Origin of the sequence: Xanthobacter flavus, assembly GCF_017875275.1 — a bacterium.
Lineage (GTDB): Bacteria > Pseudomonadota > Alphaproteobacteria > Rhizobiales > Xanthobacteraceae > Xanthobacter > Xanthobacter flavus_A.
On the sequence record NZ_JAGGML010000001.1, the window covers coordinates 3,092,663 to 3,119,030 of the forward strand.

Annotated in this window: 27 protein-coding genes; 21 read left to right on the top strand and 6 right to left on the bottom strand. The window is 68.6% G+C overall.

The annotated features are described in order from the left end of the window. The first annotated feature begins 102 nt into the window (after positions 1-102). The 6 genes from ispH (at position 103) to J2126_RS14795 (ending at position 8,852) form a co-directional block, all read left to right on the top strand. Positions 103-1,107: a 4-hydroxy-3-methylbut-2-enyl diphosphate reductase gene (ispH, locus tag J2126_RS14770; protein ID WP_209487676.1), complete on the top strand. Its 1,005-nt coding sequence runs from the start codon at positions 103-105 to the stop codon at positions 1,105-1,107. 3 nt (positions 1,108-1,110) lie between these two features. Continuing rightward, positions 1,111-2,076, top strand: a complete 966-nt coding sequence (gene thrB, locus J2126_RS14775) for a homoserine kinase (protein WP_209487677.1) — start codon at positions 1,111-1,113, stop codon at positions 2,074-2,076. After that, positions 2,073-2,528 (top strand): ribonuclease HI, encoded by a 456-nt coding sequence (gene rnhA, locus J2126_RS14780; protein WP_209487678.1) that lies wholly within the window; start codon positions 2,073-2,075, stop codon positions 2,526-2,528. The genes thrB and rnhA overlap by 4 nt, the downstream gene beginning before the upstream one ends. A 187-nt stretch (positions 2,529-2,715) precedes the next feature. Next, positions 2,716-4,269, top strand: coding sequence for a murein biosynthesis integral membrane protein MurJ (murJ, locus tag J2126_RS14785; RefSeq protein ID WP_209487679.1), 1,554 nt, complete (start codon positions 2,716-2,718; stop codon positions 4,267-4,269). A 173-nt stretch (positions 4,270-4,442) separates the two neighbouring features. Next, positions 4,443-5,660, top strand: a complete 1,218-nt coding sequence (locus J2126_RS14790) for an efflux RND transporter periplasmic adaptor subunit (RefSeq protein WP_209487680.1) — start codon at positions 4,443-4,445, stop codon at positions 5,658-5,660. 12 nt (positions 5,661-5,672) lie between these two features. Beyond that, positions 5,673-8,852 carry an efflux RND transporter permease subunit gene (locus J2126_RS14795; RefSeq protein WP_209487681.1) on the top strand — a complete coding sequence of 1,060 codons (3,180 nt, stop codon included), beginning with the start codon at positions 5,673-5,675 and terminating at the stop codon, positions 8,850-8,852. Between the two features lie 66 nt (positions 8,853-8,918). Here the strand turns inward: J2126_RS14795 and J2126_RS14800 are convergent, their stop codons facing one another. Then, entirely contained in the window at positions 8,919-9,326 is a 408-nt protein-coding gene (locus J2126_RS14800; protein ID WP_209487682.1) for a response regulator, read from the bottom strand. Positions 9,327-9,352: 26 nt separating this feature from the next. Further along, complete coding sequence (locus J2126_RS14805) at positions 9,353-9,730, bottom strand: response regulator (RefSeq protein WP_209487683.1); 378 nt, start codon at positions 9,728-9,730, stop codon at positions 9,353-9,355. Between the two features lie 384 nt (positions 9,731-10,114). Between J2126_RS14805 and J2126_RS14810 the strand changes: the two genes are divergently transcribed. Then, on the top strand, positions 10,115-11,050 hold the full coding sequence (locus tag J2126_RS14810; protein ID WP_209490195.1) for a 2-hydroxyacid dehydrogenase: 936 nt from the start codon (positions 10,115-10,117) through the stop codon (positions 11,048-11,050). Here J2126_RS14810 and J2126_RS14815 read toward each other — a convergent pair. Continuing rightward, the gene (locus tag J2126_RS14815) at positions 11,044-11,478 is read right to left on the bottom strand and encodes a YciI family protein (protein ID WP_209487684.1); all 435 of its coding nucleotides are present in this window, start codon (positions 11,476-11,478) and stop codon (positions 11,044-11,046) included. The genes J2126_RS14810 and J2126_RS14815 overlap by 7 nt on opposite strands. Before the next feature lie 167 nt (positions 11,479-11,645). Between J2126_RS14815 and J2126_RS14820 the strand changes: the two genes are divergently transcribed. The 7 genes from J2126_RS14820 to leuB all read left to right on the top strand — a co-directional run bounded on the left by J2126_RS14820 (position 11,646) and on the right by leuB (position 17,666). Continuing rightward, a complete protein-coding gene (locus tag J2126_RS14820; RefSeq protein ID WP_209487685.1) occupies positions 11,646-12,134 on the top strand; it encodes a hypothetical protein in 489 nt (162 codons plus the stop codon). 114 nt (positions 12,135-12,248) lie between these two features. Beyond that, on the top strand, positions 12,249-13,490 hold the full coding sequence (argJ, locus tag J2126_RS14825; RefSeq protein WP_209487686.1) for a bifunctional glutamate N-acetyltransferase/amino-acid acetyltransferase ArgJ: 1,242 nt from the start codon (positions 12,249-12,251) through the stop codon (positions 13,488-13,490). Beyond that, positions 13,487-14,251, top strand: coding sequence for an SIMPL domain-containing protein (locus tag J2126_RS14830; RefSeq protein WP_209487687.1), 765 nt, complete (start codon positions 13,487-13,489; stop codon positions 14,249-14,251). The genes argJ and J2126_RS14830 overlap by 4 nt, the downstream gene beginning before the upstream one ends. Beyond that, the gene (locus tag J2126_RS14835) at positions 14,248-14,664 is read left to right on the top strand and encodes a (deoxy)nucleoside triphosphate pyrophosphohydrolase (RefSeq protein ID WP_209487688.1); all 417 of its coding nucleotides are present in this window, start codon (positions 14,248-14,250) and stop codon (positions 14,662-14,664) included. Before J2126_RS14830 ends, J2126_RS14835 begins: the two co-directional genes overlap by 4 nt. 19 nt (positions 14,665-14,683) lie before the next feature. Beyond that, positions 14,684-15,538 (top strand): aromatic amino acid exporter YddG, encoded by an 855-nt coding sequence (gene yddG / locus J2126_RS14840; RefSeq protein WP_209490196.1) that lies wholly within the window; start codon positions 14,684-14,686, stop codon positions 15,536-15,538. A gap of 27 nt (positions 15,539-15,565) precedes the next feature. After that, on the top strand, positions 15,566-16,417 hold the full coding sequence (locus J2126_RS14845; protein WP_209487689.1) for an SDR family NAD(P)-dependent oxidoreductase: 852 nt from the start codon (positions 15,566-15,568) through the stop codon (positions 16,415-16,417). A gap of 136 nt (positions 16,418-16,553) precedes the next feature. Further along, positions 16,554-17,666 carry a 3-isopropylmalate dehydrogenase gene (gene leuB, locus J2126_RS14850; RefSeq protein ID WP_209487690.1) on the top strand — a complete coding sequence of 371 codons (1,113 nt, stop codon included), beginning with the start codon at positions 16,554-16,556 and terminating at the stop codon, positions 17,664-17,666. 68 nt (positions 17,667-17,734) lie between these two features. Here leuB and J2126_RS14855 read toward each other — a convergent pair whose 3' ends face one another. Beyond that, entirely contained in the window at positions 17,735-18,076 is a 342-nt protein-coding gene (locus J2126_RS14855) for a rhodanese-like domain-containing protein (protein WP_209487691.1), read from the bottom strand. A gap of 290 nt (positions 18,077-18,366) precedes the next feature. Here J2126_RS14855 and J2126_RS14860 point away from each other — a divergent pair, with 290 nt between their 5' ends. From J2126_RS14860 to J2126_RS14870, 3 genes are all read left to right on the top strand, one after another. Beyond that, entirely contained in the window at positions 18,367-18,699 is a 333-nt protein-coding gene (locus tag J2126_RS14860) for a glycine zipper domain-containing protein (RefSeq protein ID WP_209487692.1), read from the top strand. 145 nt (positions 18,700-18,844) lie between these two features. Further along, positions 18,845-19,822, top strand: coding sequence for a methylmalonyl Co-A mutase-associated GTPase MeaB (gene meaB, locus J2126_RS14865; RefSeq protein WP_209487693.1), 978 nt, complete (start codon positions 18,845-18,847; stop codon positions 19,820-19,822). Between the two features lie 124 nt (positions 19,823-19,946). After that, the gene (locus J2126_RS14870) at positions 19,947-21,320 is read left to right on the top strand and encodes a cell wall hydrolase (protein WP_245327346.1); all 1,374 of its coding nucleotides are present in this window, start codon (positions 19,947-19,949) and stop codon (positions 21,318-21,320) included. Between the two features lie 122 nt (positions 21,321-21,442). On the opposite strand, the gene J2126_RS14875 is transcribed toward J2126_RS14870, so the two are convergent. Then, a complete protein-coding gene (locus J2126_RS14875) occupies positions 21,443-22,060 on the bottom strand; it encodes a YqgE/AlgH family protein (protein WP_209487694.1) in 618 nt (205 codons plus the stop codon). Between the two features lie 326 nt (positions 22,061-22,386). Here J2126_RS14875 and J2126_RS14880 point away from each other — a divergent pair, with 326 nt between their 5' ends. Continuing rightward, positions 22,387-23,139 (top strand): protein-disulfide reductase DsbD domain-containing protein, encoded by a 753-nt coding sequence (locus tag J2126_RS14880; protein ID WP_209487695.1) that lies wholly within the window; start codon positions 22,387-22,389, stop codon positions 23,137-23,139. Between the two features lie 94 nt (positions 23,140-23,233). Further along, a complete protein-coding gene (locus tag J2126_RS14885) occupies positions 23,234-23,719 on the top strand; it encodes a peroxiredoxin (protein WP_209487696.1) in 486 nt (161 codons plus the stop codon). A 95-nt stretch (positions 23,720-23,814) separates the two neighbouring features. Here the strand turns inward: J2126_RS14885 and J2126_RS14890 are convergent, their stop codons facing one another. Further along, positions 23,815-24,021, bottom strand: coding sequence for a YdcH family protein (locus J2126_RS14890; protein WP_024277332.1), 207 nt, complete (start codon positions 24,019-24,021; stop codon positions 23,815-23,817). 201 nt (positions 24,022-24,222) lie between these two features. On the opposite strand from J2126_RS14890, the gene J2126_RS14895 reads away from it, so the two are divergent. Together J2126_RS14895 and J2126_RS14900 are read left to right on the top strand one after the other, a co-directional pair. Then, a complete protein-coding gene (locus tag J2126_RS14895; RefSeq protein ID WP_024277333.1) occupies positions 24,223-24,402 on the top strand; it encodes a YdcH family protein in 180 nt (59 codons plus the stop codon). A 138-nt stretch (positions 24,403-24,540) separates the two neighbouring features. Then, positions 24,541-26,361, top strand: a complete 1,821-nt coding sequence (locus J2126_RS14900; protein WP_209487697.1) for an ABC-F family ATP-binding cassette domain-containing protein — start codon at positions 24,541-24,543, stop codon at positions 26,359-26,361. Positions 26,362-26,368: the final 7 nt, after the last annotated feature.

Here is a 26,368-nt window from a genome sequence, read left to right on the forward strand (position 1 = left end):
ACATAAGGCGACGGGGCAGAAGTTGCAATTGCCGTGGCGTGCCGGGCCAGGAATTCGCCGCCGAAGCTTGACACCGGCCAAAGGAGGTCGCCAATTCGCGCCATGTCCGACACTCCCATCGTGCCCGACCATGATGCCGCGCCCGCCGAAAGGCCGCCGCTGAAAGTCCTTCTCGCGGCGCCGCGCGGCTTCTGCGCCGGCGTGGTCCGCGCCATCGATGCCGTGGAGCAGGCGCTCAAGCTCTATGGTGCGCCGGTCTATGTGCGGCACGAGATCGTGCACAACAAATACGTGGTGGAAGACCTGAAGCGAAAGGGCGCCATCTTCGTGGAGGAGCTCGACGAGGTTCCGGACACCACAGCGCCGGTCATCTTCTCCGCACACGGCGTGCCGAAGTCGGTGCCGGAGGAGGCCGCAGGCCGCAACCTCTTCGCCATCGACGCCACCTGCCCGCTGGTCACCAAGGTGCATCGCGAGGCGCAGGTCCACTTCAAGCGGGGCCGTCACATCCTGCTCATCGGCCACAAGGGCCATCCGGAGGTTGTGGGCACCATCGGCCAACTGCCGGACGGCGCGTTTACGCTGATCGAGACGGCCGAGGAGGCCGAGCGGGTGACGCCGCCGGACGCTGAAAATCTCGCTTATGTGACGCAGACCACCCTGTCGCTGGACGACACGGCGGAAATGGTCGCCATCCTGCGCCGGCGCTTTCCGAAGCTTTCCGAGCCGCACAAGGAAGACATCTGCTACGCCACCACCAACCGGCAGGAGGCCGTGAAGGTCATCGCGCCGAAGGTGGATGCGCTGATCGTGGTGGGCGCACCCAATTCCTCCAATTCCCAGCGCCTGCGCGAGGCAGCGGAACGGGCCGGATGCCCCCGCTCGGCTTTGGTGCAGCGGGCGGCCGACATCGACTGGTCCGTATTCTCCGGCCTCTCCAGCCTCGGCGTCACCGCCGGTGCGTCGGCCCCGGAAGTGCTGGTGGAGGAGATCATCGACGCTTTCGCGGCGCGCTACGACGTGCACGTGGAGACTGTGACCTCCTCGGAAGAAGACGTCTTTTTTCCCCTGCCGCGCGTGCTGCGGCCCGACGCGGCGGCGGAGTAGAGCGTGGCGGTCTATACGGATGTGGCGCCGGCCGAGCTTGAGGCTTTCCTCTCCGGCTACGACATTGGCACGCTGACCTCCTTCCACGGCATCGCCGAGGGGGTGGAGAATTCCAACTTCCTGGTCCAGACCACCACCGGAAGCTTCATCCTCACCCTCTACGAGAAGCGGGTGAAGCGCGAGGATCTGCCGTTTTTCGTCGGCCTCATGCAGCACCTCGCCGCGCGCGGGCTCTCCTGCCCGGAGCCGGTGGCGGCGCGCTCCGGCGCGATCCTTGCGGAAGTCGCGGGGCGGCCGGCGGCGATGGTCACGTTCCTGCCGGGCGTCTCGGTGCGCCGTCCCACCGCCCACCATTGCGCAGAGCTTGGACGGGGCCTTGCCCAGTTGCATCTGGCCGGTGCTGATTTTCCGCTGAGGCGGGCGAATGCCCTGTCCGTAGCGGGCTGGCGGCCGCTGTTCGAGGCGGCCGGCGCGGCGGCGGACACGGTGGCGCCGGGACTGTCCGCCACGGTCGCGGCCGAGCTTGCCGTGCTGGAGACGGGCTGGCCGCAGGACCTGCCTTCGGGCGTGATCCATGCCGATCTCTTCCCGGACAACGCCTTCTTCCTCGACGACGCACTCTCGGGGATCATCGACTTCTATTTCGCCTGCACGGACTTCCTCGCCTATGACGTGGCCATCTGCCTGAATGCCTGGTGCTTCGAGGCGGATGGGGCCTACAACGTCACCAAGGGGCGGGCGCTGCTTGCCGGCTATGAAGCCGTGCGGCCTCTGTCCGAGCCCGAGAAGGCGGCGCTGCCGCGCCTCGCCCGCGGTGCCGCCCTGCGCTTCCTTTTGACCCGCCTCGTGGACTGGCTGAATGTGCCGGAAGGGGCGCTGGTGCGGCCCAAGGACCCGCTGGAATATCTGAAGAAGCTGCGCTTCCACCAGGCGGTGGAGCGGGCGCAGGACTACGGTCTCGCCGCATGAAGTCCGTGGAGATCTTCACCGATGGGGCCTGCTCCGGCAATCCCGGCCCCGGCGGCTGGGGCGCGCTGCTGCGCTTCGGCGCCCACGAGAAGCCGCTCTGCGGCGGCGAAGGGCTGACCACCAACAACCGCATGGAGCTGATGGGCGCCATCTCCGCCCTTGAGGCACTCAAGGAGCCGTGCGCGGTCGATCTCCACACCGACAGCGAGTACCTGAGGAACGGCGTCACCAAGTGGATGCACGGCTGGAAGCGCAATGGCTGGCGCACCGCCGACAAGAAGCCGGTGAAAAACCAGGACCTCTGGGAGCGGCTGGACGAGGCGCTCAAGCGGCACGAGATCCGCTGGCACTGGGTGAAGGGCCACGCCGGCCACCCCGAGAACGAACGCGCCGATGAACTCGCCCGCGAGGGCATGGCCCCGTTCAAGCTGAAGGCCCGCCTCGGCGGGTAGGGGGCTGCTGCTTGGCCGGCTCCGGCCTGCGGGAGATCGCGGCAAGCCTCACCATGGCCGAGCTTTCCGACCCGCTCACCTTTCCGACCGGGGGCGATGCAACGTGGCGGGCTGAGGCTTTCCTTGCCGCGCGCGGGCCATTAGGGTCCGGCCACCCCTTCGCCAGACCGCCGGCCGCCCGCACCCCATGTTCCGCAACATTCTCTCCGTCGGCGGCCTGACGCTGCTCTCGCGCCTCGCCGGCTTCATCCGCGACGTGGTGATGGCGGCGGTGCTCGGCGCCGGGCCGGTGGCCGACGCCTTCCTCATCGCCTTCCGTCTGCCGAACCATTTCCGCGCCATCTTCGCCGAAGGGGCCTTCAACGCCGCCTTCGTGCCGACCTATGCCCGGCTCAGGGAGCAGGACGGGGTGCCGGTGGCGCGTGGGTTCGCCGACGAGATCCTCACCGCCATGACGCTGGTGCATGTGGTGCTGCTGGCGCTGGCGCTGGGCTTCACGCCGCAGTTCGTCTCGCTGCTGGCGCCGGGCCTCGCCGAGGATGGCCAACGCTTCGACCTCGCGGTGACGCTCACCCGCATCACCTTCCCCTATCTGGCGCTCATCTCCATCGCGACGCTGGTGACGGGCGCGCTCAATGCCTCCGACCGCTTCGCGGTCGCGGCCGCCGCGCCCATCCTGCTGAACGTGTGCATGGTGAGCACCCTGCTAGGTGCGGCGCTGTTCCCGACGGCCGGCCATGCGGCGGCCTGGGGCGTGCTCATCTCGGGCGTGGCGCAGCTGTTGGTCGTGGGGGTGGATGCGGAGCGGCACGGCATCGGGCTGCGCTTCGCCCGGCCGAAGCTCGATCCGGGCACCCGGCAGTTCCTCAAGGCGCTTGGGCCGGCCATCATCGGCTCCGCCGGGGTGCAGATCGCGCTGTTCGCCGACACCATCATCGCCACCTTCCTGCCGGTGGGCGCGCTCTCCGCGCTCTATTACGCGGACCGGATCAACCAACTGCCCATCGGCGTGGTCGGCATCGCGGTCGGCACCGTGCTGCTGCCGGAAATGTCCCGGCGCCTTGCCGCCAAGGACGATGCGGGCGCCGCGCACGCGCAGGCGCGCTCCATCGAACTGGCGGCGCTACTCGCCATTCCCTTCGTGGCCGCCGCGCTTCTCGTGCCGGACCTGACCATGCGGGCGCTGTTCGCCCGTGGCGCCTTCACGGTGGCCGATGCGGCGGATGCGGCCGCGACGCTTCGGGCCTACGGCTTCGGCCTTCTCGCCTTCGTGGTGGTCCGCGCCTTCATCGCGCCCTTCCATGCACGGGGCGACACCAAGACGCCCATGATCGCGTCCCTCAGCGCCGTCGCGCTCAACGTGGCGCTCAAGTTCGCGCTCATGGGCAGCCTCGCGCAGGTGGGGCTCGCCTTCGCCACCGCCGTGGGCGGCTGGCTGAATGTCGGACTGCTGGTGCTGTTCGCCATCCGCCGGGGCTATCCGGTGGGCGATGCGGCGCTCGGGGGCCATCTGGTGCGGCTCGGAGCGCTGCTGGTGGTGGTGGGCGCGGCGCTGGTGGGGGCGCAGGCGGCGGCCGCGGCGGCGCTGCCGGCCGGCCTGTGGGCGCGCGAGGAGATCATGCTGGCGCTGGTGGTGACGGGCGGCGGCGCCGCCTATCTGGCCGGCCTGTGGCTGCTGCTCGGGCGCGGATTCATCGCGGGCGTCATCGGCCGCAGGAGGCCCGCGCCGCCAAAGGCCTGATCCGCTGGAGCCGTTCCAAATGGACGGTCAACAAATCGTCTCTTTTGCAACGCACCCGCGCTGTGCTATCGATCCGCCGATTTTCCGGTCTCGGCTCATCGGTTGCGGGAGGTGCCGAACCTTCTCCGAAATGAACAAGCGCGGACACCCGTCCGTCCAGGAGCCGGATGCCCATGTCGCCTGCCCCGCGTCTTTCCCTGCCCCGTCCCGCCGTGTCCGTCGCTGCGGCCGTTCCGGTGCTCGCACTCGCGCTGGCGCTCGCCGGCTGCGGCCAGCCCACCGCCCAGCAGCAGGGTGCCCCCCCGCCGCCCCAGGTGACGGTGGCTAACCCCATGTCCGCGAACGTCACCGACACCGACGAATATGTCGGCCGCTTCGTCGCCATCGATGAAGTGAACGTGCGCGCCCGCGTCTCCGGCTATCTGGACAAGATCGGCTTCACCGACGGCCAGATGGTGAAGGAGGGCGACGTGCTCTTCACCATCGACCAGCGCCCGTTCAAGATCGCGGTGGATCAGGCCCAGGCCAATCTCGCCCAGGCCAAGGCCAATCTCGACTTCACCAAAGCGGACCTCGAGCGCGCCCGCACGCTGTTGGAGGACAAGACCTCCAACGCCATCTCCAAGCAGGCCTTCGACCAGCGCACCCAGGCCGAGCGCACCGCCGCCGCCATCGTGCAGTCGCAGGAGGCGCAGGTGCGCTCCGCCCAGCTCGACCTCGGCTTCACCGAGGTGAAGGCGCCGGTGTCGGGCAAGATCGGCGACCGCCGGGTGTCCGTCGGCAACTACGTCACGGGCGGCACGGGCGGCACGCCCACGCTTCTGGCCGTGATCGTCTCCACCGACCCGATCCGCTTCGAGTTCACCATCGACGAGGCCTCGCTGCTGCGCCTGACCCGCCGCCAGGGCGGCACCGACTTCAAGGGCGAGCCGGTGACGCTGCGGCTGATCGACGACAAGGACTTCGTCCACAAGGGCAAGCTCGACTTCCTCAACAACGTCGTCGACCGCGAGACCGGGACCATCCGCGGCCGCGCGGTGTTCGACAACAAGGACGGCCTGTTCCGCCCCGGCATGTTCGCGCGCCTCAGGCTCCAGTCGTCCGACCCCTATCAGGCGCTGGTGGTGCCGGATGTCGCCATCGGCACCGAGCAGGTGAAGAAGTTCGTCTATGTGGTCGGGCCGGAGAACAAGGTCAGCCAGAAGTTTGTCACCCTGGGTCCGCTGCAGGGCGACATGCGGGTGATCCGCGAGGGGCTAGCGCCGGACGACAAGGTGGTGGTGAACGGCCTCATGCGGGTGCGTCCCGGGGTGACGGTGACGCCGCAGGCCGCCGGGGCCCAGCCCGCTGCCGGTGCGCCGGCCGGTTCCGCCAACGCCGCCGCCAAGTAAGGAGAAGCCCTCATGCGCTTCTCCCACTTCTTCATCGACCGTCCCATCTTCGCCTCGGTGGTGTCGGTGGTGGTCATCATCCTCGGCGCGGTCTCCTACCTGCGCCTGCCGGTGGCCCAGTATCCGGATATCGCTCCGCCCGTGATCACGGTCACGGGCCAGTATCCCGGCGCCTCGGCGGAAATCGTCGCCGAGACGGTGGTCGCGCCCATCGAGCAGCAGATCAACGGCGTCGAGAAGATGATCTATCTGTCGTCGAACTCGACGGCGGACGGTCGCTTCTCCATCTCCGTCACCTTCGACATCGGCACCAACCTCGACATCGCTCAGGTGCAGGTGCAGAACCGCGTCGCCATCGCCGCCCCACGCCTGCCGGCCGAGGTGCAGCAGGTGGGCGTCGTCACGGCCAAGGCCTCGCCCGACCTTCTGCTGGTGGTCAGCCTCTATTCGCCGGACGGCTCGCGCGATCCGCTGTTCATCTCGAACTTCGCCAATATCGAGGTGAAGGACGTGCTGTCGCGCATCGACGGCGTCGGCTCCATCACCGTGTTCGGCTCGCGCGAATATGCGATGCAGATCTGGCTCGATCCGGACCGGCTCTCCGCGCTGAACCTCACCACCACGGATGTCGTGGCGGCGTTGAAGGCGCAGAACGTGCAGGTGGCCTCCGGCATCCTCAACCAGCCGCCGGTGCCCAACCAGCGGGCGTTCCAGATCGCGGTGCGCACTCTCGGCCGCCTGTCCGATCCCCAGGCCTTCGCCGACATCGTCATCAAGCAGACCGACCAGGCGCTGGTGCGGCTGAAGGATGTGGGCCGGGTCGAGATCGCGGCGCAGGACTATGCGTCCACCTCGTTCCTCGACAAGGACATCTCCATCAACCTCGGCATCTTCCAGCGGCCGGGGTCGAACGCGCTTGCCACTGGCAACGCGGTGGTGGCGGAGATGGCCCGCATCGGCAAGACCTTCCCGGCGGGCCTGAAGTACGCGATCTATTACAACCCGACCGAGTTCATCCAGCAGTCGGTCGATGCGGTGGTGCACACCATCGGCGAGGCCATCGTGCTGGTGGTGCTGGTGGTGATCCTGTTCCTGCAGACGTGGCGGGCGGCGATCATCCCCATCCTCGCCATCCCGATCTCGCTCATCGGCACCTTCTTCGTCATGGCGCTGTTCGGCTTCTCGCTGAACAACCTGTCGCTGTTCGGACTGGTGCTGGCCATCGGCATCGTGGTGGACGACGCCATCGTGGTGGTGGAGAACGTGGAGCGCAACATCGAGGCGGGGCTCTCCCCGCGTGATGCGGCGTACAAGACCATGGACGAGGTGGGCGGGGCTCTGGTCGCCATCTCCCTCGTGCTGTCGTCGGTGTTCATTCCTACCGCCTTCATCACCGGCATCTCGGGCGAGTTCTACCGCCAGTTCGCGCTCACCATCGCGGGCTCGACGCTGATCTCGCTCCTCGTCTCGCTGACCCTCTCGCCGGCCATGTGCGCGCTGCTCTTGAAGCCGCACCGGTCGAAGCACGAGAAGCCGGCGTGGTACGCCCGGCCCATCGTCGGCTTCTTCGGCCTGTTCAACCGGGGCTTCGAGAAGGTCGGCAACGGCTATGCCTGGATGTCGGCCCGCCTCGTGCGGTTCGTCGCCCTCGTGCTCATCGTCTACGCCGGCATCGTCGGCTTCGGTGGCTGGCTGTTCGCCACCACGCCGCAGGGCTTCATCCCGCAGCAGGATCGCGGCTACCTCATCGTCGTCGCGCAGCTGCCGCCGGGCGCCTCCATGCAGCGCACCGAAGACGTGATGAAGCGGGCCGGCAACCTCGTGCTGGGCACGCCCGGCGTCGGCCACATCGTCAACATCGCCGGCTTCTCGGGCGCCACCTTCACCAATGCGCCGAACGCCGGCGCCATGTTCGTGATCCTCGATCCGTTCACTTCGCGCGCGGGGCATCCCGACCAGACGGCGGCCGCCATCCAGAAGGTGCTGTTCGGCAAGGTGGCGTCCATCCAGGAAGCCCAGATGATCGTGGTGCAGCCGCCGCCCGTGCAGGGCATCGGCAATGCCGGCGGCTTCCGCATGATGCTGGAGGACCGCTCCGGCGCGGGCCTCCTCGCTCTGCGCAACGCCACCTACGCCATGATGGGCGCGGCGGCGCAGACGCCGGGGCTGATGCAGGTCTACTCCTTGTTCGAGACCTCGACGCCCCAGCTCTTCCTCGACATCGACCGGCAGAAGGCGCAGCTGCTCCAGGTCAACGTCGCCGACGTGTTCTCGGCACTGCAGACCTATATCGGCTCGTCCTACGTCAACGATTTCAACCTGTTCGGCCGCACCTTCCGGGTGCAGGCGCAGGCCGACGCGCCGTTCCGCCTCGACCCCAAGGACGTGCTCTCGATCCGGGTGCGCTCGGCCAACGGCCAGACGGTGCCGCTCGGCTCCTTCACCACCGTGCGCGACATTTCCGGCCCCTACCGTGTGCCGCGCTACAACCTCTATCCCACCGCCGAGCTCGACGGCTCCCCGGCCCCTGGCTATTCGCAGGGCCAGGCCATCCAGATCATGCAGGATCTGGCCGCCAAGGTGCTGCCGCAGGGCTTCTCCTATGAATGGACGGCGCTGGCCTACCAGCAGCAGCGCGCCGGCAACACCGCCATCTTCGCCTTCGCGCTCGGCGTGGTGTTCGTGTTCCTGGTGCTGGCGGCGCAGTACGAGAGCCTGACATTGCCGCTGGCGGTCATCCTCATCGTGCCCATGTGCCTTGTCGCGGCGCTGATCGGCGTGATCCTGAGGGGGCAGGACAACAACATCCTGACCCAGGTGGGCTTCATCGTGCTCATCGGCCTCGCGGCGAAGAACGCGATCCTCATCGTGGAATTCGCCAAGCAGCTCGAGGACCAGGGACACGGCCGGCGCGAGGCGGCGGTGGAGGCGGCGCGGCTGCGCCTGCGTCCCATCATCATGACCTCGCTGGCCTTCATTCTGGGCGTGGTGCCGCTGGTGTGGGCCACCGGCGCCGGCGCCGAGCTGCGGCAGGCGTTGGGCACGGCGGTGTTCTCGGGCATGATCGGCGTGACGCTGTTCGGCCTTGTCTTCACCCCGGTGTTCTACGTCTTCGCGCGCTGGATCGCGTCCCTCGGCAAGCGCCGTGCGGCCGAAGCGCCGCCCCCGTCCCATCCCGCTCCGGCGGAGTGAGGACGACCTGACCCAAACGCAAACGGGCGGCCCTTCGGCCGCCCGTTTCGTTTCATCACCGAGATGTCAGCGTCGCGAGTCGCGGCGCGACTTCAGCCACTTGATGCGGTTGACGATCTGCTGGGGCTGGTAGGGCTTGTCGACGCCCGGACCGTCCTCGCAGAGGTTGGTGGCGTGGGTGGCCGCCATGGCGGTGGAGCCGGCCAGTATCACGTCGATCTCAGGATGCGCCTCGCGCAGCCACTGGGAGAGGGCGAAGCCCTCGCGGTCGCCGGTGGCGGACGCATCCGCCAGCACCACCTCGACCCGCTCCGCCTCGACCTCGAGGATGATCTCGGCCTCGGCGCCGGTCGCGGCTTCGAGCACCTCGTAGCCGCAATTGCGCAGATATTCCGCGATGACGTGGCGGACGAGAATCTCGGTTTCGACCACGAGAACGACGGGCGGAAGCTCGTTCGGACGGTTATCGTTCATCACTCGCCTTTCCTCGATCCCGAATTTTATGAGCCTGCCTTCCCCTGGAGCTGTGCCTGGATGATCTGCAGCACGGTTTCCACCTGGTAGGGCTTGGCCAGAAACGGCGCGACCACGGCCGCAACTGTGCGGTCGAACTGGCCGGAGGTCAGGATCACCGGGAGGTTCGGCCGCTCGGCCTTCAGCAGCAGCGCGAACTGGTAGCCGTCCAGCGCGCCCTCGGTATGCACGTCGGAAAAGACCACATCCACGTGCAGACCGGCGAGAATAGCCTGATGCGCCTCCTCCGCCGACGCGGCCTCGATGACCAGCAATCCCGCGGAACGAAGCTCGGAAGCCGTGACCATACGGACCAGCGCGTCGTCTTCGATCAACAGCACGGTGAGAGAAACCGGCTCCGCCATCGGCTGGGCTTCCCCAAGTATCATTTCATTGGCCCATTCCAGGATGCAGCTTGAGAACGCCGCGGCCCCCCACTCCAAGGTGCAGCTTGAAAACGCCCCGGGCCGCGCTTCGGTTCCCCGATACAGCGGGTCAAATCGTCAGTCCCGCTCAATATCTTTAGACTGTCATCCAATCCTCATCGTCGCCCCTCGTCGTCGGCCCTCGGCGCCGACCCTAGGTGCCTCTGCGGTCCCGCGCCGCCGTCCTTCGCTTGCGCAGAAGACCGTCATCGGCGTTGTGGCAGGGATCGGCGCGCTGGGTTACGAACGCGTGATCGGCGCGACACGGCTGGGACCGAGCGCAAGGGGAGGCGGCACGTGACGGCACGGGATTCGCGCGGGGCGATGGTGTTCTACAGCGCGTTCGATGATCCCGTGGAGTGGAAAGCCGCCCTGCAGGCGGCGATGCCTGCCCTTGATGTGCGGATCGCCGACGTGGCGAGCGGCGCCGTGGACGGCGATGCGGCGGACATCCGCTATGCCCTCGTCTGGAAGCCGCCGCAGGGCTTCTTCGCGCGCTTTCCCAATCTCCAGCTGGTGATCAATCTCGGTGCCGGCGTCGATGCGCTGGTCGCCCGCGATGACCTGCCGCACCTTCCCATCACCCGCCTGTCCGACCCCAACATGTCGCGGATGATGGCCTCCTTCGTGCTGTTCTGCGTGCTGCGCCATGCCCGGGACATCCCGACCTTCGAGCGCGCGCAGCGCGAGGGGCGATGGCATTATGTGCATCCGCGCACCGCGGAAGAAACCCGCGTCGGCGTGCTCGGGCTCGGCGAACTCGGCTCCACGGCCGCGCTGGAGCTGGTCCGCCACGGGTTCGACGTGCGGGGTTGGTCCCGTTCGCCCAAGCCGCTTGAGGGCGTGAAGACCTGCCACGGGGTCGATGCGCTGCCCGGCTTCCTCGCGCAGGCGGATATCCTCGTGGTCATGCTGCCGCTCACCGGCGAGACGCGCCACCTCATGAATGCGGAGCGCCTGGCCCATCTGCCGAAGGGAGCAAAGTTCATCAACGTCGCCCGCGGCCCGGTCGTGGATGAGGCCGCCCTGGTCGCGGCGCTGCGCTCCGGCCAGATTTCCGAGGCGACGCTGGACGTGTTCGAGGTGGAGCCGCTGCCGGCCGAAAGCCCGCTCTGGGGCATGGCCAACGTGCTGGTGACGCCGCACCTCGCCTCCATCGCCATCCCCGCCAGCGCCGCCGCCCAGATCGCGGAAAACATCCGGCGGGTGGAGGCGGGCGAGGAAGTGCTGAACCGGGTGGACCCGACGCGGGGCTATTGAGCCCCGTCGCGTCCGGCGAGGATTTCGCGCGCCCGCTCGTGCGGCGCCAGGGACTGCTCGGTCACGGCGTCGCCGAAATCCTCCATCTCGTAGAGCGGGCGGATCTCGATCTCGCTGGGGCCGGGCATGGGATTGGGGCAGCGCTTCACCCAGGCGACGGCCTCCTCCATGTCCTTGACCTCCCACAGCCAGTAGCCGGCGATCAGCTCCTTGGTCTCGGCGAAGGGGCCGTCCATGACGATGCGGGACGCGCCATCGAAACCGATGCGTTTGCCCTGCGCGGACGGCTTGAGGCCGGCGCCGTCCCGCATGATGCCGGCCTTGGCGAGTTCCTCGTTGAAATGGCCCATGGCCTCCAGCAGCTCGGGCGCGGGCATCAGCCCGGCTTCGCTGTCGGCTGTCGCCTTCACGATGACCATCACGCGCATGTCGCTCTCCTGAGGGTTGGATGGGCTCGATGCCAGAAGGACGGTGGACGACGTCCGGCCCCGACACGATACGGGCAAATTTGGAGGATGAATTGCAACGCGCCTGGCCATCGACCAGGCTCCGGCGCGCCGGTCCGGTGCGGCGGGCAGATGCTCAGGGGAATGACATGCGTTTCTGGGGAATGGCCATCGTTGCGGCGGCAGTCGTGGCCGCGGGGGCAGCCGAGGCCGGCAAGCAGACGAACACCCAGTTCCGTGCGTTCGGCCAGTGGAAGGTCGAGACCGTGCTGGACGACGGCAAGTTCTTCCTGTGCCGGGGCATCACCAAGACCAACAGCGGCATTGTCGGGCTGCTTTATTATCCCAACGGCAAGTGGGCCATCGCCTTTCCGGACCTCAGCCTGAAGCCGGGCAGCAAGGTCTCCGGATCGCTGGACATCGGAAAGGCGTCGCAGCCGGTCGAGCTCGTCGCCAGCCAGCCGGGGGTCCGCGAGCGGGTCTTCATCACGGACGAGGTGCTCAATGCGCTGCGGCAGGGCGGCAAGGTCTCGCTCAAGATCGCCGGCAAGACCTTCGACTGGGACATGACCGATGCCGGCCAGGCCATCGGTGCCGTGCAGGACTGCTGGACGGCGGGCAAGAAGATCGGCGGCTAAAGGACCCGGAGGACGCGCGGTGGCGGTGCTCTCCGGCATCTCCCCCGCTCTCGTCTCCCTTGCCTATCGCCCTAAGCTGCGGCACAGGTGACGCGCCATCAACGGGGACTGCCCATGTCGACCACCGTGTCTCCCCTCGCACCGACGTTCGTGCCCGAGCTCAAGCCCGTGCCGGGCGTCACCTTCACCACGGTGGCGGCGGGCATCCGCTACAAGGGTCGCACCGATGTCCTCGCCATGGCGTTCGAGCCCGGCACCACGGTGGCCGGCGTCACCACCCGTTCGCTCTGCCCCTCCGCCCCGGTGGAATGGTGCCGCGAGCTACTGAAGAAGGGCAAGGCGCGGGCGCTGGTGGTCAATTCCGGCAATGCCAACGCCTTCACCGGCATGAAGGGGCGGGAGGCGACGAGCCTCACCGCCGACCTCGCCGCCAAGGCCTTCGGCTGCAAGCCCACCGAAGTGTTGCTCGCCTCCACCGGCGTGATCGGCGAGCCGCTGGACGCCACCAAGTTCGAGGCGGCTCTCACCGAGGCGGCGGGTCAGTTGGTGGACTGGCCGTGGCTTGATGCCGCGCGTGCCATCATGACCACCGACACCTTCCCCAAGCTCGCCACCGCCACCGTGCTGCTGGGCGACGTGCCGGTGACCATCAACGGCATCGCCAAGGGCGCGGGCATGATCGCACCGGACATGGCGACCATGCTGTCCTTCGTCTTCACCGACGCGCCGATTGCCGCCGACGTGCTGCAGAAGCTGCTCTCCAAGGGCGTGAAGACCACCTTCAACGCCGTCACCATCGACGGCGACACCTCCACCTCCGACACGCTCCTCCTGTTCGCCACCGGCGCCGCCAAGGAGCGTGGCGCGAAGACGGTGAAGGACATCGACGATCCCGCGCTGAAGGCGTTCAAGCGCGCGCTCACCGAGCTGCTCGCCGACCTCGCCGAGCAGGTGGCCCGCGACGGCGAGGGCGCCCGCAAGCTGGTGCGCATCACCGTGACGGGCGCCGTCTCCAACAAGTCGGCGCGGCGCATCGCCATGTCCATCGCCAACTCGCCGCTGGTGAAGACGGCGGTGGCCGGCGAGGATGCCAACTGGGGCCGCGTGGTGATGGCGGTGGGCAAGGCCGGCGAGCCCGCCGACCGCGACCTCCTCTCCATCTCCTTCGGCGACATCCGCGTCGCGAACGAGGGCGCCCGCGATCCCGATTATGACGAGGCGGCGGTCTCCGAATACATGAAGAACGCGGTGATCGACCTCTCCGTCGACCTCGGCCTGGGGCGCGGCACCGATCGGGTGCTGACCTGCGACCTGACCAAGGAATATGTGGCGATCAACGGGGATTACCGTTCGTGAGGGCGGTTGCCCTCGCGATGGTTCTGGCCGCTCTCGGCGCCGGGAAGGCGATGGCCGAGCCGCCCGCGCGGGAGCCGGTGCTGATCGAAGTGAACGGGGCTGCCATCGTTTCCGTCGCGCCGGATGAGGCGACGGTTGTGATTACGGTCTCCGGCACGGAAGAGACGTCAGCGGTGGCGACGGAGCGCAACGCCCATGACGTTGCGCAGGTCGGTGCGCTCCTTAAGGGCCTCGGGGTGGCGGACAAGGATATTCAGTCCGAGCCTGTCCGCGTCACGCCGAGGAGGGGGCCGACCACTTATCCGCTTCCCGGCGACGTTCGGACCGAGCAGGGCACGTCGTCCCCCACCACTGTGACCGGCTTTTTTGCGACGACCAGAATGGAGGTCCGTTTCACCGATCTCGCCAAGGCGGGCCAGTTCGCGGAACAGGCCCGCGCCAACGGCGCGAGTGCGGTCAATCCCATACAGTATCGCGTGCTCGATCCCGCCGCCGGCGCCGAACTGGCACGCCGCGCCGCCCTCGACGCGGCCCGGCGGAAGGCCGAGGGGCTGGCGGCCATGGCGGGCCTGAAGCTTGGTCGCATGGTTCGCATTTCCATTCCCAGCCGCGACCTGTTTGCGCTGCTCGCGGGCTCAAGCAGCGCCATCGCCAGCGGCCCCCAGTCCGACGACGTTGTTCGCATCCGGACCGAAATGCCCGCGGGCATCAAGCCCGTGGATGTCCGCGCTTCTCTCGATGTCTCGTGGAATGCCGAATGACCACCCCCCTCAAGATCACCCTCGTCGTCGCCTGCGCCCTCGTGGATGGTGACGGCCGCGTGCTGGTGGCGCAGCGGCCGGAGGGCAAGGCGCTGGCGGGCCTCTGGGAGTTTCCCGGCGGCAAGATGGAGGCGGGGGAGCGGCCGGAGGAGACGCTGATCCGTGAGCTTCACGAGGAACTCGGCATCACGGTGAAGGAGGCCTGCCTCGCCCCCCTCACCTTCGCGAGCTACCCCTACGAGACCTTCCACCTCCTGATGCCGCTCTGGATCTGCCGCCGCTGGGAGGGCGTGATCCAGAAGAAGGAGCATCAGGCGCTGCAATGGCTGCGGGCCGGCCGCCTGCGCGACATTCCCATGCCGCCGGCCGACGAGCCGCTGATTCCCGCGCTCATCGACCTCCTCGGCCCCTGATCGCTCCATGTCTTCCGGCATGTCCTCCGCCACGGCGACCCGTATCGGCTTCCTCGCCATCCTGCTGTGGGCGACGCTCGCCTTCTTCACGGCAGCGACCGGGAAGGTGCCGCCCTTTCTGCTGACGGCGCTGACCTTCGGCATCGGCGGGGCGGTCGGCTTGGGCGCGGCGCTCGCCGGGCCGGGGCTTTCCGTGCTGAAGCAGCGGCCGCTGGCCTATCTCCACGGCGTGGGCGGGCTGTTCGGGTACCATTTCCTCTATTTCACCGCGCTGAAGCTGGCGCCGGCGGCGGAGGCGGGGCTGATCGCCTATCTCTGGCCGCTGCTGATCGTGCTGCTCTCCGCCTTCCTGCCGGGCGGCGGGCTGAGGCGCGTGCATGTGATCGGCGCGCTGATGGGCTTTGCCGGCACCGTGGTGCTGCTCGCCGGCAAGGGCGGCTTCTCGGGCATCGAGATGCGGTTTCTGCCGGGCTATCTCGCCGCCTTCGCCTGCGCCTTCATCTGGTCGTCCTATTCGGTCGCCTCGCGCCATTTCGCGGATGTGCCGACCCAGGCGGTGGCCGGCTTCTGCCTCGCAACGGCGGTGCTCGCCGGCCTCTGCCATCTCGCGTGGGAGGAGACGGTGTGGCCCGCCTCGACGGGGGAATGGACGGCGGTGGTGCTGCTGGGCATCGGGCCGGTGGGGCTCGCCTTCTACACCTGGGACATCGGCATGAAGCGGGGAGACGTGCGCCTTCTGGGCGTCGGGTCCTATGCGGCGCCGGTGCTGTCCACGTTGCTGCTGGTTGCAACCGGCTTCTCGGCGCCGTCCCTCGCGCTGGCGGTGGCCTGCGCGCTCATCGTCGGCGGAGCCTTAGTCGCCACACGACGTTGACCGCGCGAACCCGAACGGAGACCCGTCATGACCCATCCCGCGCTCTCGTCCGGCGCCGTCGCCGTCATCACCGGCGGCGCCTCCGGCATCGGGCTCGCCGCCGCTGAAAAGCTCGCCGCGCGCGGGCTGAAGGTGGCCATCGCCGACCTGCCCGGCGAAAAGCTCGATGCCGCCGCGGCTCGGGTGGCGGCCGTGGCGCCGGGCGGGGCCGGCGACGTTCTCGCCGTCGCCACCGACGTCAGCCGGCCGGAGGATCTGGAGCGGCTGGAAGAAATCGTCGCCGGGCGCTTCGGCGGCACGGACCTCCTCATGAACAATGCCGGCGTGCAGCCGGGGAGCGCCATTTTCGGCCCCTTCGCCAATTGGGAGAAGGTGCTGGGCGTGAACCTCATGGGCATCATCCACGGCTGCCGGGCGTTCGGGCCGAAGATGATCGCGCTGGGCCGGCCGGGCCTTATCGTCAACACCGGCTCCAAGCAGGGCATCACCACCCCGCCGGGCGACCCGGCCTACAACGTGTCCAAGGCCGGCGTGAAGGCCTTCACCGAGGCGCTGGAGCACGAACTGCGCAACACGCCGGGTTGCCTGGTGTCCGCCCGCCTGTTCATCCCCGGCTTCGTCTTCACCCCTCTGGCGGCCGGCGGGCGAACGGAAAAGCCGGCGGGGGCCTGGACCGCCGCGCAGACCGTGGACTTCCTGCTGGAGAAGCTGGAGGCCGGGGATTTCTACATCCTCTGCCCGGACAATGACGTGCCTCGAGCGCTCGACGAAAAGCGCATCGCCTGGGCGGCCGGCGACATCATCGAGAACCGGCCGCCGCTGTCGCGCTGGCACAAGGACCATGCGGAGGCTTTCGCCGCATTCGTGAAAGGGGTCTGAACAGTGCCGGCGGACGTGATCCTCCTTGCCATCGGCCCGGCGAGGCCCTAGCACTCCGCGCCGAGCCGCCGCCCTCAGGGCGGCCTGAAAAACGGCGCGATGCCGCAGCGTAAATCAAGACCCGAGGAAACGACCCATGGCCACCCACAAGCTCCTCCTGCTCGCCGGCGACGGCATCGGCCCCGAAGTGATGGCCGAGGTGAAACGGGTGGCCCAGTGGCTGGAGCAGGCGGGCCTCGCCTCCTTCGCCATCGAGGAGGATCTGGTCGGCGGCTGCGCCTATGACGCGCACGGTGCCGCCATCTCCGAGGACGCCATGGTGCGCGCCAAGGCGGCCGATGCCATCCTGCTCGGCGCGGTCGGCGGCCCCAAGTGGGCGGACGTGCCCTATGAGGCCCGCCCCGAGGCGGGCCTGCTGCGCCTGCGCAAGGATCTCCAGCTGTTCGCCAACCTGCGCCCGGCCATCTGCTATCCGGCGCTGGCGGATGCCTCGTCCCTCAAGCGCGAGGTGGTGGAGGGGCTCGACCTTCTCATCGTCCGCGAGCTGACCGGCGGCGTCTATTTCGGCGAGCCCAAGACCATCACCGATCTCGGCAACGGCCAGAAGCGCGCCATCGACACGCAGGTCTATGACACCTACGAGATCGAGCGCATCGCCGCCGTCGCCTTCGAGCTGGCCCGTACCCGCCGCAACAAGGTGACCTCCGCCGAGAAGCACAATGTGATGCGCTCCGGCGTGCTCTGGAAGCAGGTGGTGACCGACTTGCACGCCCGCGCCTACAAGGATGTGGAGCTGGAGCACGCGCTGGCGGATTCGCTCGCCATGCAGCTCGTGCGCTGGCCCAAGCAGTATGACGTGATCGTCACCGACAACCTGTTCGGCGACATCCTCTCCGACCTCGCGGCCATGGCCACCGGCTCGCTCGGCATGCTCCCCTCCGCCTCGCTCGGCGCGGTGGATGCGGCGACCGGCAAGCGCGCGGCGCTCTACGAGCCGGTGCACGGCTCCGCCCCCGACATCGCCGGCAAGGGCGTCGCCAATCCCATCGCCATGATCGGCTCGCTGGCCATGGCGCTGCGCTATTCGTTCAACGAGGGCGCGGTGGCGGACCGCATCGAGCAGGCCATCGCGGGCGTGCTCGCCTCCGGCAAGCGCACCGGCGACATCGCCGCGCCCGGCATGGAGACCATCGGCACCGAGGCGATGGGCAAGGCCATCATCGCCGAGCTGGACGCCGCGACCGCCTGAGCGGTCGCGCTCCAATTCCAAGTGCTTTGACCCTCCGGCCCGTCCGGAAGGTCAAAGCAGCGCGCGCCTCAGCCGCGCTCGACCTCGAAGCCGGCCTCGCGCCAGCCGAGGATGCCGCCCTTCATGTGCTCCTCATAGGCGAGCCCCGCCTTCTGCGCGGCCGCGGCGGCCTGCTGCGAGCGCTGGCCGGAGCGGCAGGAGAAGACGAGCCGCTTGCCCGCCGGGTCGGGCAGAGCGGCCGGGTTCCAGGTGCTCAGCGGAAAACTGACGGCGCCGGGAATGCGCTCGGCCTGAATCTCGTTCGGCTCCCGCACGTCCACGAGAAGGATGCTGCCATCGGCGAGACCCTGTCGGACCTCCGACGGGGAGAGGTGGCTGATGGTCCCGCCGAAGGGGTTGCGTTCACTCATTGACCTGTCCTGAACACGAAGCTGTGAGCCGGTTCGTACCGGGCGCGCGAGCCTGCCCGGAGCGCCTTGCGGATGCAAGAGCTGTTGCAGATGCAAGAGCTGTTCCCGCACTTGGCCGCGCCGCTGCGCCGGGGAGGTGCCCGAGGCCGGCTTGCCGGGCTTCGAACCTTGGACGAAGCTGCATGCCGCCCGAACGACCCGCTCATCTGGCGTTCATGTGGCCTTTGCTAGATCAGGTGCCATCGCAGCACGCCGCGGGCCGACGCCCGGCGGATGCGGAAAGGATCAAGATGTCGACCCGTAAAGCCGCCTTCGGCGCGTTCACCGCCTTCACCCTGGCCGGGGCCCTCCTTGCCGGCTCCGCCGTCACCGCCAGTGCCCAGAACAACACTGTGGGCGGTGCGCTCATCGGCGGCACGGCCGGCGCGCTGATCGGCGGCGCGGTGACAGGCAATGCCGGCGGCGCCGCGGCCGGTGCCATCATCGGCGGTACCACCGGCGCCATCATCGGCAACCAGCAGGACCAGCGCCGCGCCTATTATTTCTGGGGCAACAACGGCCGCTGCTACCTGCGCCAGACCAACGGCAACGTGGTCAAGGTGTCGCGCGGCTACTGCGGCTGATCTTCGATCTCAGGACTGTTGATCGGTTCCGTTCCCCCGCACGGATCCGATCAGTGGGAGAGGCGCCGGCTTTTGCCGGCGCCTTTTTCCGTTGGCGCGGGCACGGCCGTGTTGCCTCCCGCAGTGCGGCAGATAGATTGACGCCATGCCGCCCGAGCCTGCTCCCGCCGACGCCCCAGACCGCCCCCGCACCTCCATCGTGCCAGATCTCGCCACGCTGGCCGCCGGGGGAAAACGTGCCGTCGCCCGCGCGCTGGCGCTGGTGGAGACGGCGCGCGGCCAGCCCGACCTTGTGGCGCTGCTTGATGCCGCCGCCCGCGCCGGCCGGGCTGAGGTGCTGGGGCTCACCGGGCCGCCCGGGGTGGGCAAATCGACCCTGACCAATGCGCTGGTCCGCCGCGCCCGCGCGGCCGGGCGCACGGTGGCTGTGCTGGCGGTGGACCCGTCGTCGCGGCGCACCGGCGGTGCGCTGCTCGGCGACCGGGCGCGGATGAAGACCGATCCCGACGACCGGGGCGTGTTCGTGCGTTCCATGGCCGCGCGCGACCGGCTCGGCGGTCTCTCCGATGATTCGATCGCCGCCGTGGTGCTGCTGCGTGCCGTCTACGATCTGGTGATCGTCGAGACCGTAGGCGTCGGCCAGTCGGAGGCGGACATTTCCCTCGTCGCCGACACGGTGGTGCTGTGCATCCAGCCGGCCTCGGGCGACAGCCTTCAGTTCATGAAGGCGGGTGTCATGGAACTGCCCGACATCATCGTCGTCACCAAGGCCGACATGACCGAGGTTGCCCGCCGCGCAGCGTCCGAGGTTGCCGGGGCGCTGTCGCTGGCCGGTTCCGCCTCCGCCGGCTGGACGGTCCCGGTGATCCGCCTGTCGGCCTCGACCGGGGAGGGGCTCGACGCCTTCGAGGCGGCGGTCGCGGCCCATGGCGCCTTTCTCGACGCGGGAGACCGCCGCGCGGCGCAGCGTGCGTCGCAGGAGGACAAATGGGTGGAGGAGGCGGTGCGCGTCCGCTTCGGCACCCATGGCCTTGCACGGGCACGCAAAATCCCCCGGCGTTCGGAGGGCCCGTTCGCTCGTGAAGCAGAGCTGGCGCGGGAATTAACCTCCAGGCAAGACTGATTGGACAATGCTCTTGCGTGTCGCCGGCCGGCAACGGTCCGGCGCCCTATTGGGGACATGAAGTCTCGGCAAGGGCTGGCGCATGGGAATTTGTCGGGATCGATGGCCGAGGGCCGGACGGGCTTTGTCGCCGTTTCTCGTCGCCACCGCCTTCATCATCGCAACGCCTTGCGGGGCAGGGGCTGACGACGCATCCGGCCGGGCGCCGAAGGGCGCGACGGCGGGCTCAGGTCTCGGCCTCTGGCCGGGTTCCGCGCGGGCGCTGAAGCTCGCCACGCTCGATCTGCCCCAGCCGGTCGGTACCGGCCTGCCGGAGGTTCCGAAGGAGGCGCGCGCCGAGGCCGCCAAGCCGGCGCGCCGTGTTGTCGCACCCGGCGCCATCGTCACTGCCTCCCTCGCGCCGGTCTCCGACGACAGCGCCCGCGCCGCGGCCGTTGCCGCCCAGCCGGTGATGGAGGTTGCGGGCGAGGATGGTGCTCGGGAAGGCGTGGGAACGGGCGTCGAACCGTCCGACCTCATCGCGCCCGCGCTGGCGTCCGCTTCATTCTCTTCATCGCCCGCCGCCAGCCCGGCGGATGACGACGCCTTCGCCTTTCCTCCGCCGCTGGTTCTGTCGGAGAGCGAAACCGCCGAGCCGCCGCGCCACCACGACATGTCGGGCGCCTATCTTGAGCTGGCGCTCGACATCGTCCTCGAACTGCCGCTCATCCAGGATGCCGCGCGGGTCGCTGCGGCGGAAGAAGTCCCGGCCGATCTGGAACGGGCCCGCCGCGCTGCCGAGGCACTGGCGCGCGAGGATGCGCCGGAAGACGCGATCAACGACTTTGGGGGTGGTACGGAACTCGTGCGTCCCGTGCCGCATCAGGACCCGGTGGCGGTGTTCAGCCGCGATCCGGTGCTGTTTCCGGCCCTGGCGTTCCAGTATGCGGCCCTCGCCGAGCAAGGCTATGTGCCGCATCCGTCCCCGCATGCCGAGGGCGAGGCGGACCTCGTCTCGCCAGACAGCACCGTGGAACTGGAGACCGCGCCCAGCGACGGCATCTGGCCCTCGCCGGCCCAGCGGCTGGAGCTCGGTGGCGAGAAGCTGGCGCGGGCCCAGAAGTGTTTGGCGGAAGCCATCTATTTCGAGAGCCGCGGCGAGCCCAAGCGGGGCCAGATCGCGGTGGCGCAGGTCATCGTGAACCGGGTGTTCTCCGGCTATTACCCCAACGACGTGTGTGGGGCGGTCTATCAGAACGCCCACAGGCACCTCGCTTGCCAGTTCACCTTCGCCTGCGATGACGTGAAGGATGTGGTGCGCGAGCCGGACATGTGGGTGCAGGCCAAGGACATCGCCGCCGACATGCTGGACGGCAAGCTCTGGCTCGCCTCCATCGGTCGCGCCACCCACTACCACGCCTATTGGGTGCATCCGAGCTGGGTGCGGGAGATGCGGAAGCTGGACAAGATCGGCGTCCACACCTTCTACCGCCCGCGCCGCTGGGGCGACAGCTACTGAGCTATGCCCGCTTTCCGGCCTGAGCGGCGCCCCCTCCAGCCCGCGCGGCGCTTGAGCGAGGCAACGCAAGAAGCCCGCGCGGCGCTTGAGCGAAAAGGCGACAAACCCCGCGCGAAGCGCCGTCAGGCGTGGCCGGCGTCGCTGGAGAGCATGCCCGGCACGATACCGAGCTTGCGCAACGCGCTGTCGTATTTCGTCTCCACACCCGCGCCGAAGATCAGGTCCGCGTCGGCCGGACAGTTGAGCCAGCCGTTGGCCTGGATCTCGGTTTCGAGCTGGCCCGGCGCCCATCCGGCATAGCCGAGCGCCAGCACCGCGCTGCGCGGTCCGTGCCCGCCGGCGATGGCCTTGAGGATGTCCAGCGTCGCGGTGAGGCAGATGCCGTCGTCGATGGTCAGCGTGGAATTCTCGACGAAATAATCCGCTGAGTGCAGCACGAAGCCGCGTCCCGTCTCCACCGGCCCGCCGCGCAGCACTTTGACGGTGCCTGCGCTCCTGGGCAGCAGGATGCGCTCGGAGGCGGGCACCACGTCCAGCTGGACGAGGAGGTCGGTGAAGTCGATGTGGCTCGCCGGCTGGTTCACCACGATGCCCATGGCTCCTTCCGGAGAGTGGGCGCACATGTAGACGAGGGTGCGGGCGAACTGCTCGTCGCGCATGGTCGGCATGGCGATGAGCATCTGCCCATCGAGGAAACCCGACCCCCCGCCGTCGATCGTGTGGTTCTGGCTCGCAGTCATGGAGAAAGGCTACCGCCGTTCGGCCGTCTTGGAAATGCGGATTGCAACGCCGGCGGCTTTGACGCGCCCCGCCGGCGCGGCTGCCCGGGGCGGCTCACACGCTTGTGCGCGCCATGGGGACGGCATGGGGCTTTGCGTCGGGGCCGCGAGAAGGTACCCGGAAGGTCATGACATCGACCCCTCCGCGCTTCCCCGGCGCCTTGCGCGCGGCCGCCTTCTCATCATCGTCTCGCGGCCCGTCTCGCCGCCTTCTTGCCCGCGCATCCCTCGCCTGCGCGATGCTTGCTGTCCTATCGCCTGCCTCTCGGGCCGCGAGCGCGCCGCCGGTGAAGGTTCCGGGCGCCGATGTGATCCTGATGGCCGGTGCCGTCTCCGGCATCAACGCGGATGCGGGCATCGAGCTGAAGCTCGCGCCCGGCTGGAAGACCTACTGGCGCTATCCCGGCGACAGCGGCGTGCCCCCGACGCTGGACTGGAGCGGCTCGGAGAACATCGCGCGCGTGACCATGGAATGGCCGGCGCCCAAGCGCTTCGCCGACGGGGGCGGGGGCTTTGCCATCGGCTACAAGGGGTCTGTGCTGTTCCCGCTCAAGGTGGAACTGAAGGACAAGGACAAGCCGGCCCGACTTGCTCTCGCGCTGGATTTCGCGGTGTGCGAGGCGCTGTGCATGCCCGCGCGCGCCGACCTCGCCATTGCCCTCGGCGGCGATGCGGGGGCCGAGGCGACTCGCATCGCGGCGGCCCGCGCGGCCCTCCCGGTGGAGCGCCCGCTTGGCGTGGCGGAGCCCACATCCGTTCAAACGGTCGCGCTCGATGCGTCCGCCACGCCGCCCCGTGTCGTCATCGAGGTGAAGGCGCAGAACCCCAAGGCTGACCTTTTTGCCGAGGGGCCCGCGCGCTGGGCGCTGCCGCTGCCGCAGAAGACCATGCTGCCGGACGGCGCCGCCCGTTTCGACCTGCCTCTCGACGGGATTCCCGCCGGGACCGAGCCCTCAGGCGCGCCGCTCACCCTGACCCTCGTGGACGGCCCGAAGGCCATCGTCACGACCGTTCCCGTCCCGCCCATTCCGCCGCGCTGAGTTCGGACGCTTCAGCCTGCGCGGGCGCTTTTCTCCCGGTCAAAAGGCCGTATTGTCGGCGCGGGCGCGAACGCCCAAATATGTGGAGAAGACGATGCCCATTTCGGTCGGCGACAAACTGCCCAACGCCACCTTCCGTGTTCCCACCGAGGACGGCCCGGTGCCGAAGACCACCGACGAGATCTTCACGGGCAAGAAGGTGGTGCTGTTCGCGGTGCCGGGTGCCTTCACGCCCACCTGCCACAAGAACCACCTGCCGGGCTATGTGCACGAGGCCGACGCCATCAAGGCCAAGGGCGTGGACGCCATTGCCGTGGTCTCGGTGAACGACCCCTTCGTCATGGGCGCTTGGGAGAAGGCGTCCGGCTCCGACGGCAAGATCTTGTTCCTGGCCGATCCCGACGCATCCTTCGCGACCGCGCTCGACCTCACCTTCGACGGCTCGGCCGCCGGCCTCGGCGTGCGCTCCAAGCGCTATTCGATGGTGGTCGAGGATGGCGTGGTGAAGACGCTCAATGTCGAGGACGTGCCCTCCAAGGCCGACGCCTCCGGCGCCACCGCGCTGCTCGCCCAGCTCTGATTTTCCGTGCGACTGACGGATGCCGGGCACGCCCGGCGTCCGCGCACCGGCGCCTCCTCAGGAGGCCCGGCCTCGCGCCCGCCCCACGCCTCCGCTCAGGCGATGATATCGGGGAACAACTCGTCCTCGATCTGGCCGATGCGATCCTTCAGCTGCAGCTTGCGCTTCTTGAGCCGCTGAATCTGCAGGATGTCCGATCCCGACACGCTGGTGAGCGCCTCGATCGCTGCATCGAGATCGCGATGCTCCTGCTTCAGGCGTTCCAGGTGGACCTTGAGATCCCGTTCCTCGTCGCTCGTCATGCCCGGTCCTGTCACCGGCGTGCGGGTCCGCCGCCCACTCGCCCCCATTTGGAATGACTATGGCACGGGCTTGCCGCGCCGCAAGATGGGAGGTCGCCGGAGGGGCGGAAAGCGGCTTGAGAAGTCGGTCGACAAGGCGGTCGACTCTTGGTTGGCTCCATGACAGACTGATGTCGTGTTGCAGACAGGGAGTGGCTAAGAATGTCCATCCAGTCGCACCTTCAGGAACTGAAGCGGCGTCACGCGGCCATCGAGCAGGAGCTCAACCGCGAAATGAACAGCCCCGCCTCGGATCCTCTTCGTGTCGCAGAGCTGAAGCGCAAGAAGCTGGTTCTCAAGGACCAGATGTCGAAGCTGAATCCGACGTCCACCGTACATTGATGGTTCGCGAGAGTGCTCGCCGCCCGTGTAATACGGTGCGACGCGCTCATCTTTGCGTCCTGTGAGACGAGCGGCGCAAAGCGGCGTTCCGCGCGAACGGCCTTTGCGTTCCGGGCCATTGGGCTTTAATCCGGCCCCATGGCTCCTCCGCTCGTTCTCCTCCAGGACATCCATCTGCGCTTCGGCGCCACCCCCCTGCTCGACGGCGCGGAGCTTTCCGTGTCGGCGGGCGAACGGGTGTGCCTCGTCGGTCGCAACGGCTCGGGCAAGTCCACGCTGCTGAAGGTGGCGGCGGGGCTGATCGAGCCAGATTCCGGCACGCGCTTCTTCCAGCCCGGCTGCACGGTGCGCTATCTGCCGCAGGAGCCGGACTTTGCCGGCTATGCGACGACGCTCGCTTATGTGGAAGCCGGTCTCGGGCCGGGCGACGATGCCTATCGCGCCCAATATCTCCTCACGGAGCTGGGCCTCACCGGACAGGAAGACCCGGCCCATCTGTCCGGCGGCGAGGCCCGCCGGGCCGCTCTGGCGCGCGTCATCGCGCCGGAGCCGGACGTGCTCCTGCTGGACGAGCCCACCAACCATCTCGATCTGCCGGCCATCGAATGGCTGGAAAGCGAGTTGAGGGGCTTAAAGTCCGCCATGGTGCTCATCAGCCATGACCGGCGCTTCCTGGAAACCCTCTCCCGCGCCACCGTGTGGCTCGACCGCGGGCAGACGCGGCGGCTGGAGCAGGGGTTCGGCGCCTTTGAGGCGTGGCGCGACGACGTGCTGGAGCAGGAAGAGACCGAGCGCCACAAGCTCGACCGCAAGATCGTCGCGGAGCTGGACTGGCTGCGCTACGGCGTCACCGCCCGGCGCAAGCGCAACGTGCGGCGCCTCGGCCTTCTGCATTCCATGCGCAAGGACCGGCGCGAGGAGCGTCGCGCGGTCGGCAACGTCAAGCTGGCGGTGAGCGAGGCCGAGGCCTCGGGCAAGCTGGTCATCGAGGCGAAGCACATCGCCAAGTCGTTCGGCGACCGCGCGGTGGTGAAGGATTTCTCCACCCGTATCCTGCGCGGCGACCGCATCGGCATCATCGGCCCCAATGGCGCCGGCAAGACCACCCTCATCAAGTTGCTCACCGGCGAGCTTGCCCCCGATTCGGGCACGGTGCGACTCGGCACCAATCTCGAAGTCGCCAGCCTCGACCAGAAGCGCGCGGCGCTGGACCCCGGCACCACCCTGCGCGACGCCCTCACCGGCGGCGGCTCCGACCAGGTGCAGGTGGGCGGCGTGCCCAAGCACGTGATGGGTTATCTGAAGGACTTCCTCTTCACCCCTGAGCAGGCCAACGCACCCCTCTCCGTCCTCTCCGGCGGCGAGCGCGGCCGGCTGATGCTGGCGCGGGCGCTGGCCTTGCCCTCCAACGTGCTGGTGCTGGACGAGCCCACCAACGATCTCGATCTCGAAACCCTCGATCTCCTGCAGGAGATGGTGGCGGACTATCCCGGCACCGTCATCCTCGTCAGCCACGATCGTGACTTCCTCGACCGCACCGTCTCCAGCGTCATCATGGCGGAAGGGGATGGCGTGTTCCGCGAATATGCCGGCGGCTATTCGGACATGCTGTCCCAGCGCGGCCGGGGCGTGGAGGCGCGCGACAAGGGCGCGCCCGCGCAGAAGGCCAAGGCCGGCGAGTCCAAGCCCGAGGCCGGCAGGACGCCCGCCGGCGCGGCCAAGCGCAGGCTTTCCTTCCACGAGCAGCACGCGCTCAAGACGCTGCCGAAGACCATGGACGACCTGCGCGCGAAGCTGGAGAAGCTCGCCGCCGAGATCGCCGACCCCGCGCTCTATGCCCGCGACCCGGCGCGCATCGACAAGGCCTCGGCGGCCCTCGCCGAAACTCAGGCGGCCCTGGATGCGGCGGAAGAGGAATGGCTGCGGCTCGAAATCCTCAAGGAGGAACTGGAAGGGTAGGCCGCCC

What these genes read in the sequence shown, in the direction of transcription:
- J2126_RS14890 (WP_024277332.1), bottom strand. Translation starts at nt 24,021, where the DNA reads ATGACGAGCGACGAGGAACGGGATCTCAAGGTCCACCTGGAACGCCTG.
- J2126_RS14885 (WP_209487696.1), top strand. Translation starts at nt 23,234, where the DNA reads ATGCCCATTTCGGTCGGCGACAAACTGCCCAACGCCACCTTCCGTGTT.
- rnhA (WP_209487678.1), top strand. Translation starts at nt 2,073, where the DNA reads ATGAAGTCCGTGGAGATCTTCACCGATGGGGCCTGCTCCGGCAATCCC.
- J2126_RS14805 (WP_209487683.1), bottom strand. Translation starts at nt 9,730, where the DNA reads ATGGCGGAGCCGGTTTCTCTCACCGTGCTGTTGATCGAAGACGACGCG.
- murJ (WP_209487679.1), top strand. Translation starts at nt 2,716, where the DNA reads ATGTTCCGCAACATTCTCTCCGTCGGCGGCCTGACGCTGCTCTCGCGC.
- yddG (WP_209490196.1), top strand. Translation starts at nt 14,684, where the DNA reads ATGTCCTCCGCCACGGCGACCCGTATCGGCTTCCTCGCCATCCTGCTG.
- leuB (WP_209487690.1), top strand. Translation starts at nt 16,554, where the DNA reads ATGGCCACCCACAAGCTCCTCCTGCTCGCCGGCGACGGCATCGGCCCC.
- J2126_RS14860 (WP_209487692.1), top strand. Translation starts at nt 18,367, where the DNA reads ATGTCGACCCGTAAAGCCGCCTTCGGCGCGTTCACCGCCTTCACCCTG.
- J2126_RS14855 (WP_209487691.1), bottom strand. Translation starts at nt 18,076, where the DNA reads ATGAGTGAACGCAACCCCTTCGGCGGGACCATCAGCCACCTCTCCCCG.
- J2126_RS14815 (WP_209487684.1), bottom strand. Translation starts at nt 11,478, where the DNA reads ATGCGCGTGATGGTCATCGTGAAGGCGACAGCCGACAGCGAAGCCGGG.
- J2126_RS14835 (WP_209487688.1), top strand. Translation starts at nt 14,248, where the DNA reads ATGACCACCCCCCTCAAGATCACCCTCGTCGTCGCCTGCGCCCTCGTG.
- argJ (WP_209487686.1), top strand. Translation starts at nt 12,249, where the DNA reads ATGTCGACCACCGTGTCTCCCCTCGCACCGACGTTCGTGCCCGAGCTC.
- ispH (WP_209487676.1), top strand. Translation starts at nt 103, where the DNA reads ATGTCCGACACTCCCATCGTGCCCGACCATGATGCCGCGCCCGCCGAA.
- J2126_RS14845 (WP_209487689.1), top strand. Translation starts at nt 15,566, where the DNA reads ATGACCCATCCCGCGCTCTCGTCCGGCGCCGTCGCCGTCATCACCGGC.
- J2126_RS14810 (WP_209490195.1), top strand. Translation starts at nt 10,115, where the DNA reads ATGGTGTTCTACAGCGCGTTCGATGATCCCGTGGAGTGGAAAGCCGCC.
- J2126_RS14875 (WP_209487694.1), bottom strand. Translation starts at nt 22,060, where the DNA reads ATGACTGCGAGCCAGAACCACACGATCGACGGCGGGGGGTCGGGTTTC.
- J2126_RS14895 (WP_024277333.1), top strand. Translation starts at nt 24,223, where the DNA reads ATGTCCATCCAGTCGCACCTTCAGGAACTGAAGCGGCGTCACGCGGCC.
- J2126_RS14820 (WP_209487685.1), top strand. Translation starts at nt 11,646, where the DNA reads ATGCGTTTCTGGGGAATGGCCATCGTTGCGGCGGCAGTCGTGGCCGCG.
- meaB (WP_209487693.1), top strand. Translation starts at nt 18,845, where the DNA reads ATGCCGCCCGAGCCTGCTCCCGCCGACGCCCCAGACCGCCCCCGCACC.
- J2126_RS14900 (WP_209487697.1), top strand. Translation starts at nt 24,541, where the DNA reads ATGGCTCCTCCGCTCGTTCTCCTCCAGGACATCCATCTGCGCTTCGGC.
- J2126_RS14790 (WP_209487680.1), top strand. Translation starts at nt 4,443, where the DNA reads ATGTCGCCTGCCCCGCGTCTTTCCCTGCCCCGTCCCGCCGTGTCCGTC.
- J2126_RS14800 (WP_209487682.1), bottom strand. Translation starts at nt 9,326, where the DNA reads ATGAACGATAACCGTCCGAACGAGCTTCCGCCCGTCGTTCTCGTGGTC.
- J2126_RS14795 (WP_209487681.1), top strand. Translation starts at nt 5,673, where the DNA reads ATGCGCTTCTCCCACTTCTTCATCGACCGTCCCATCTTCGCCTCGGTG.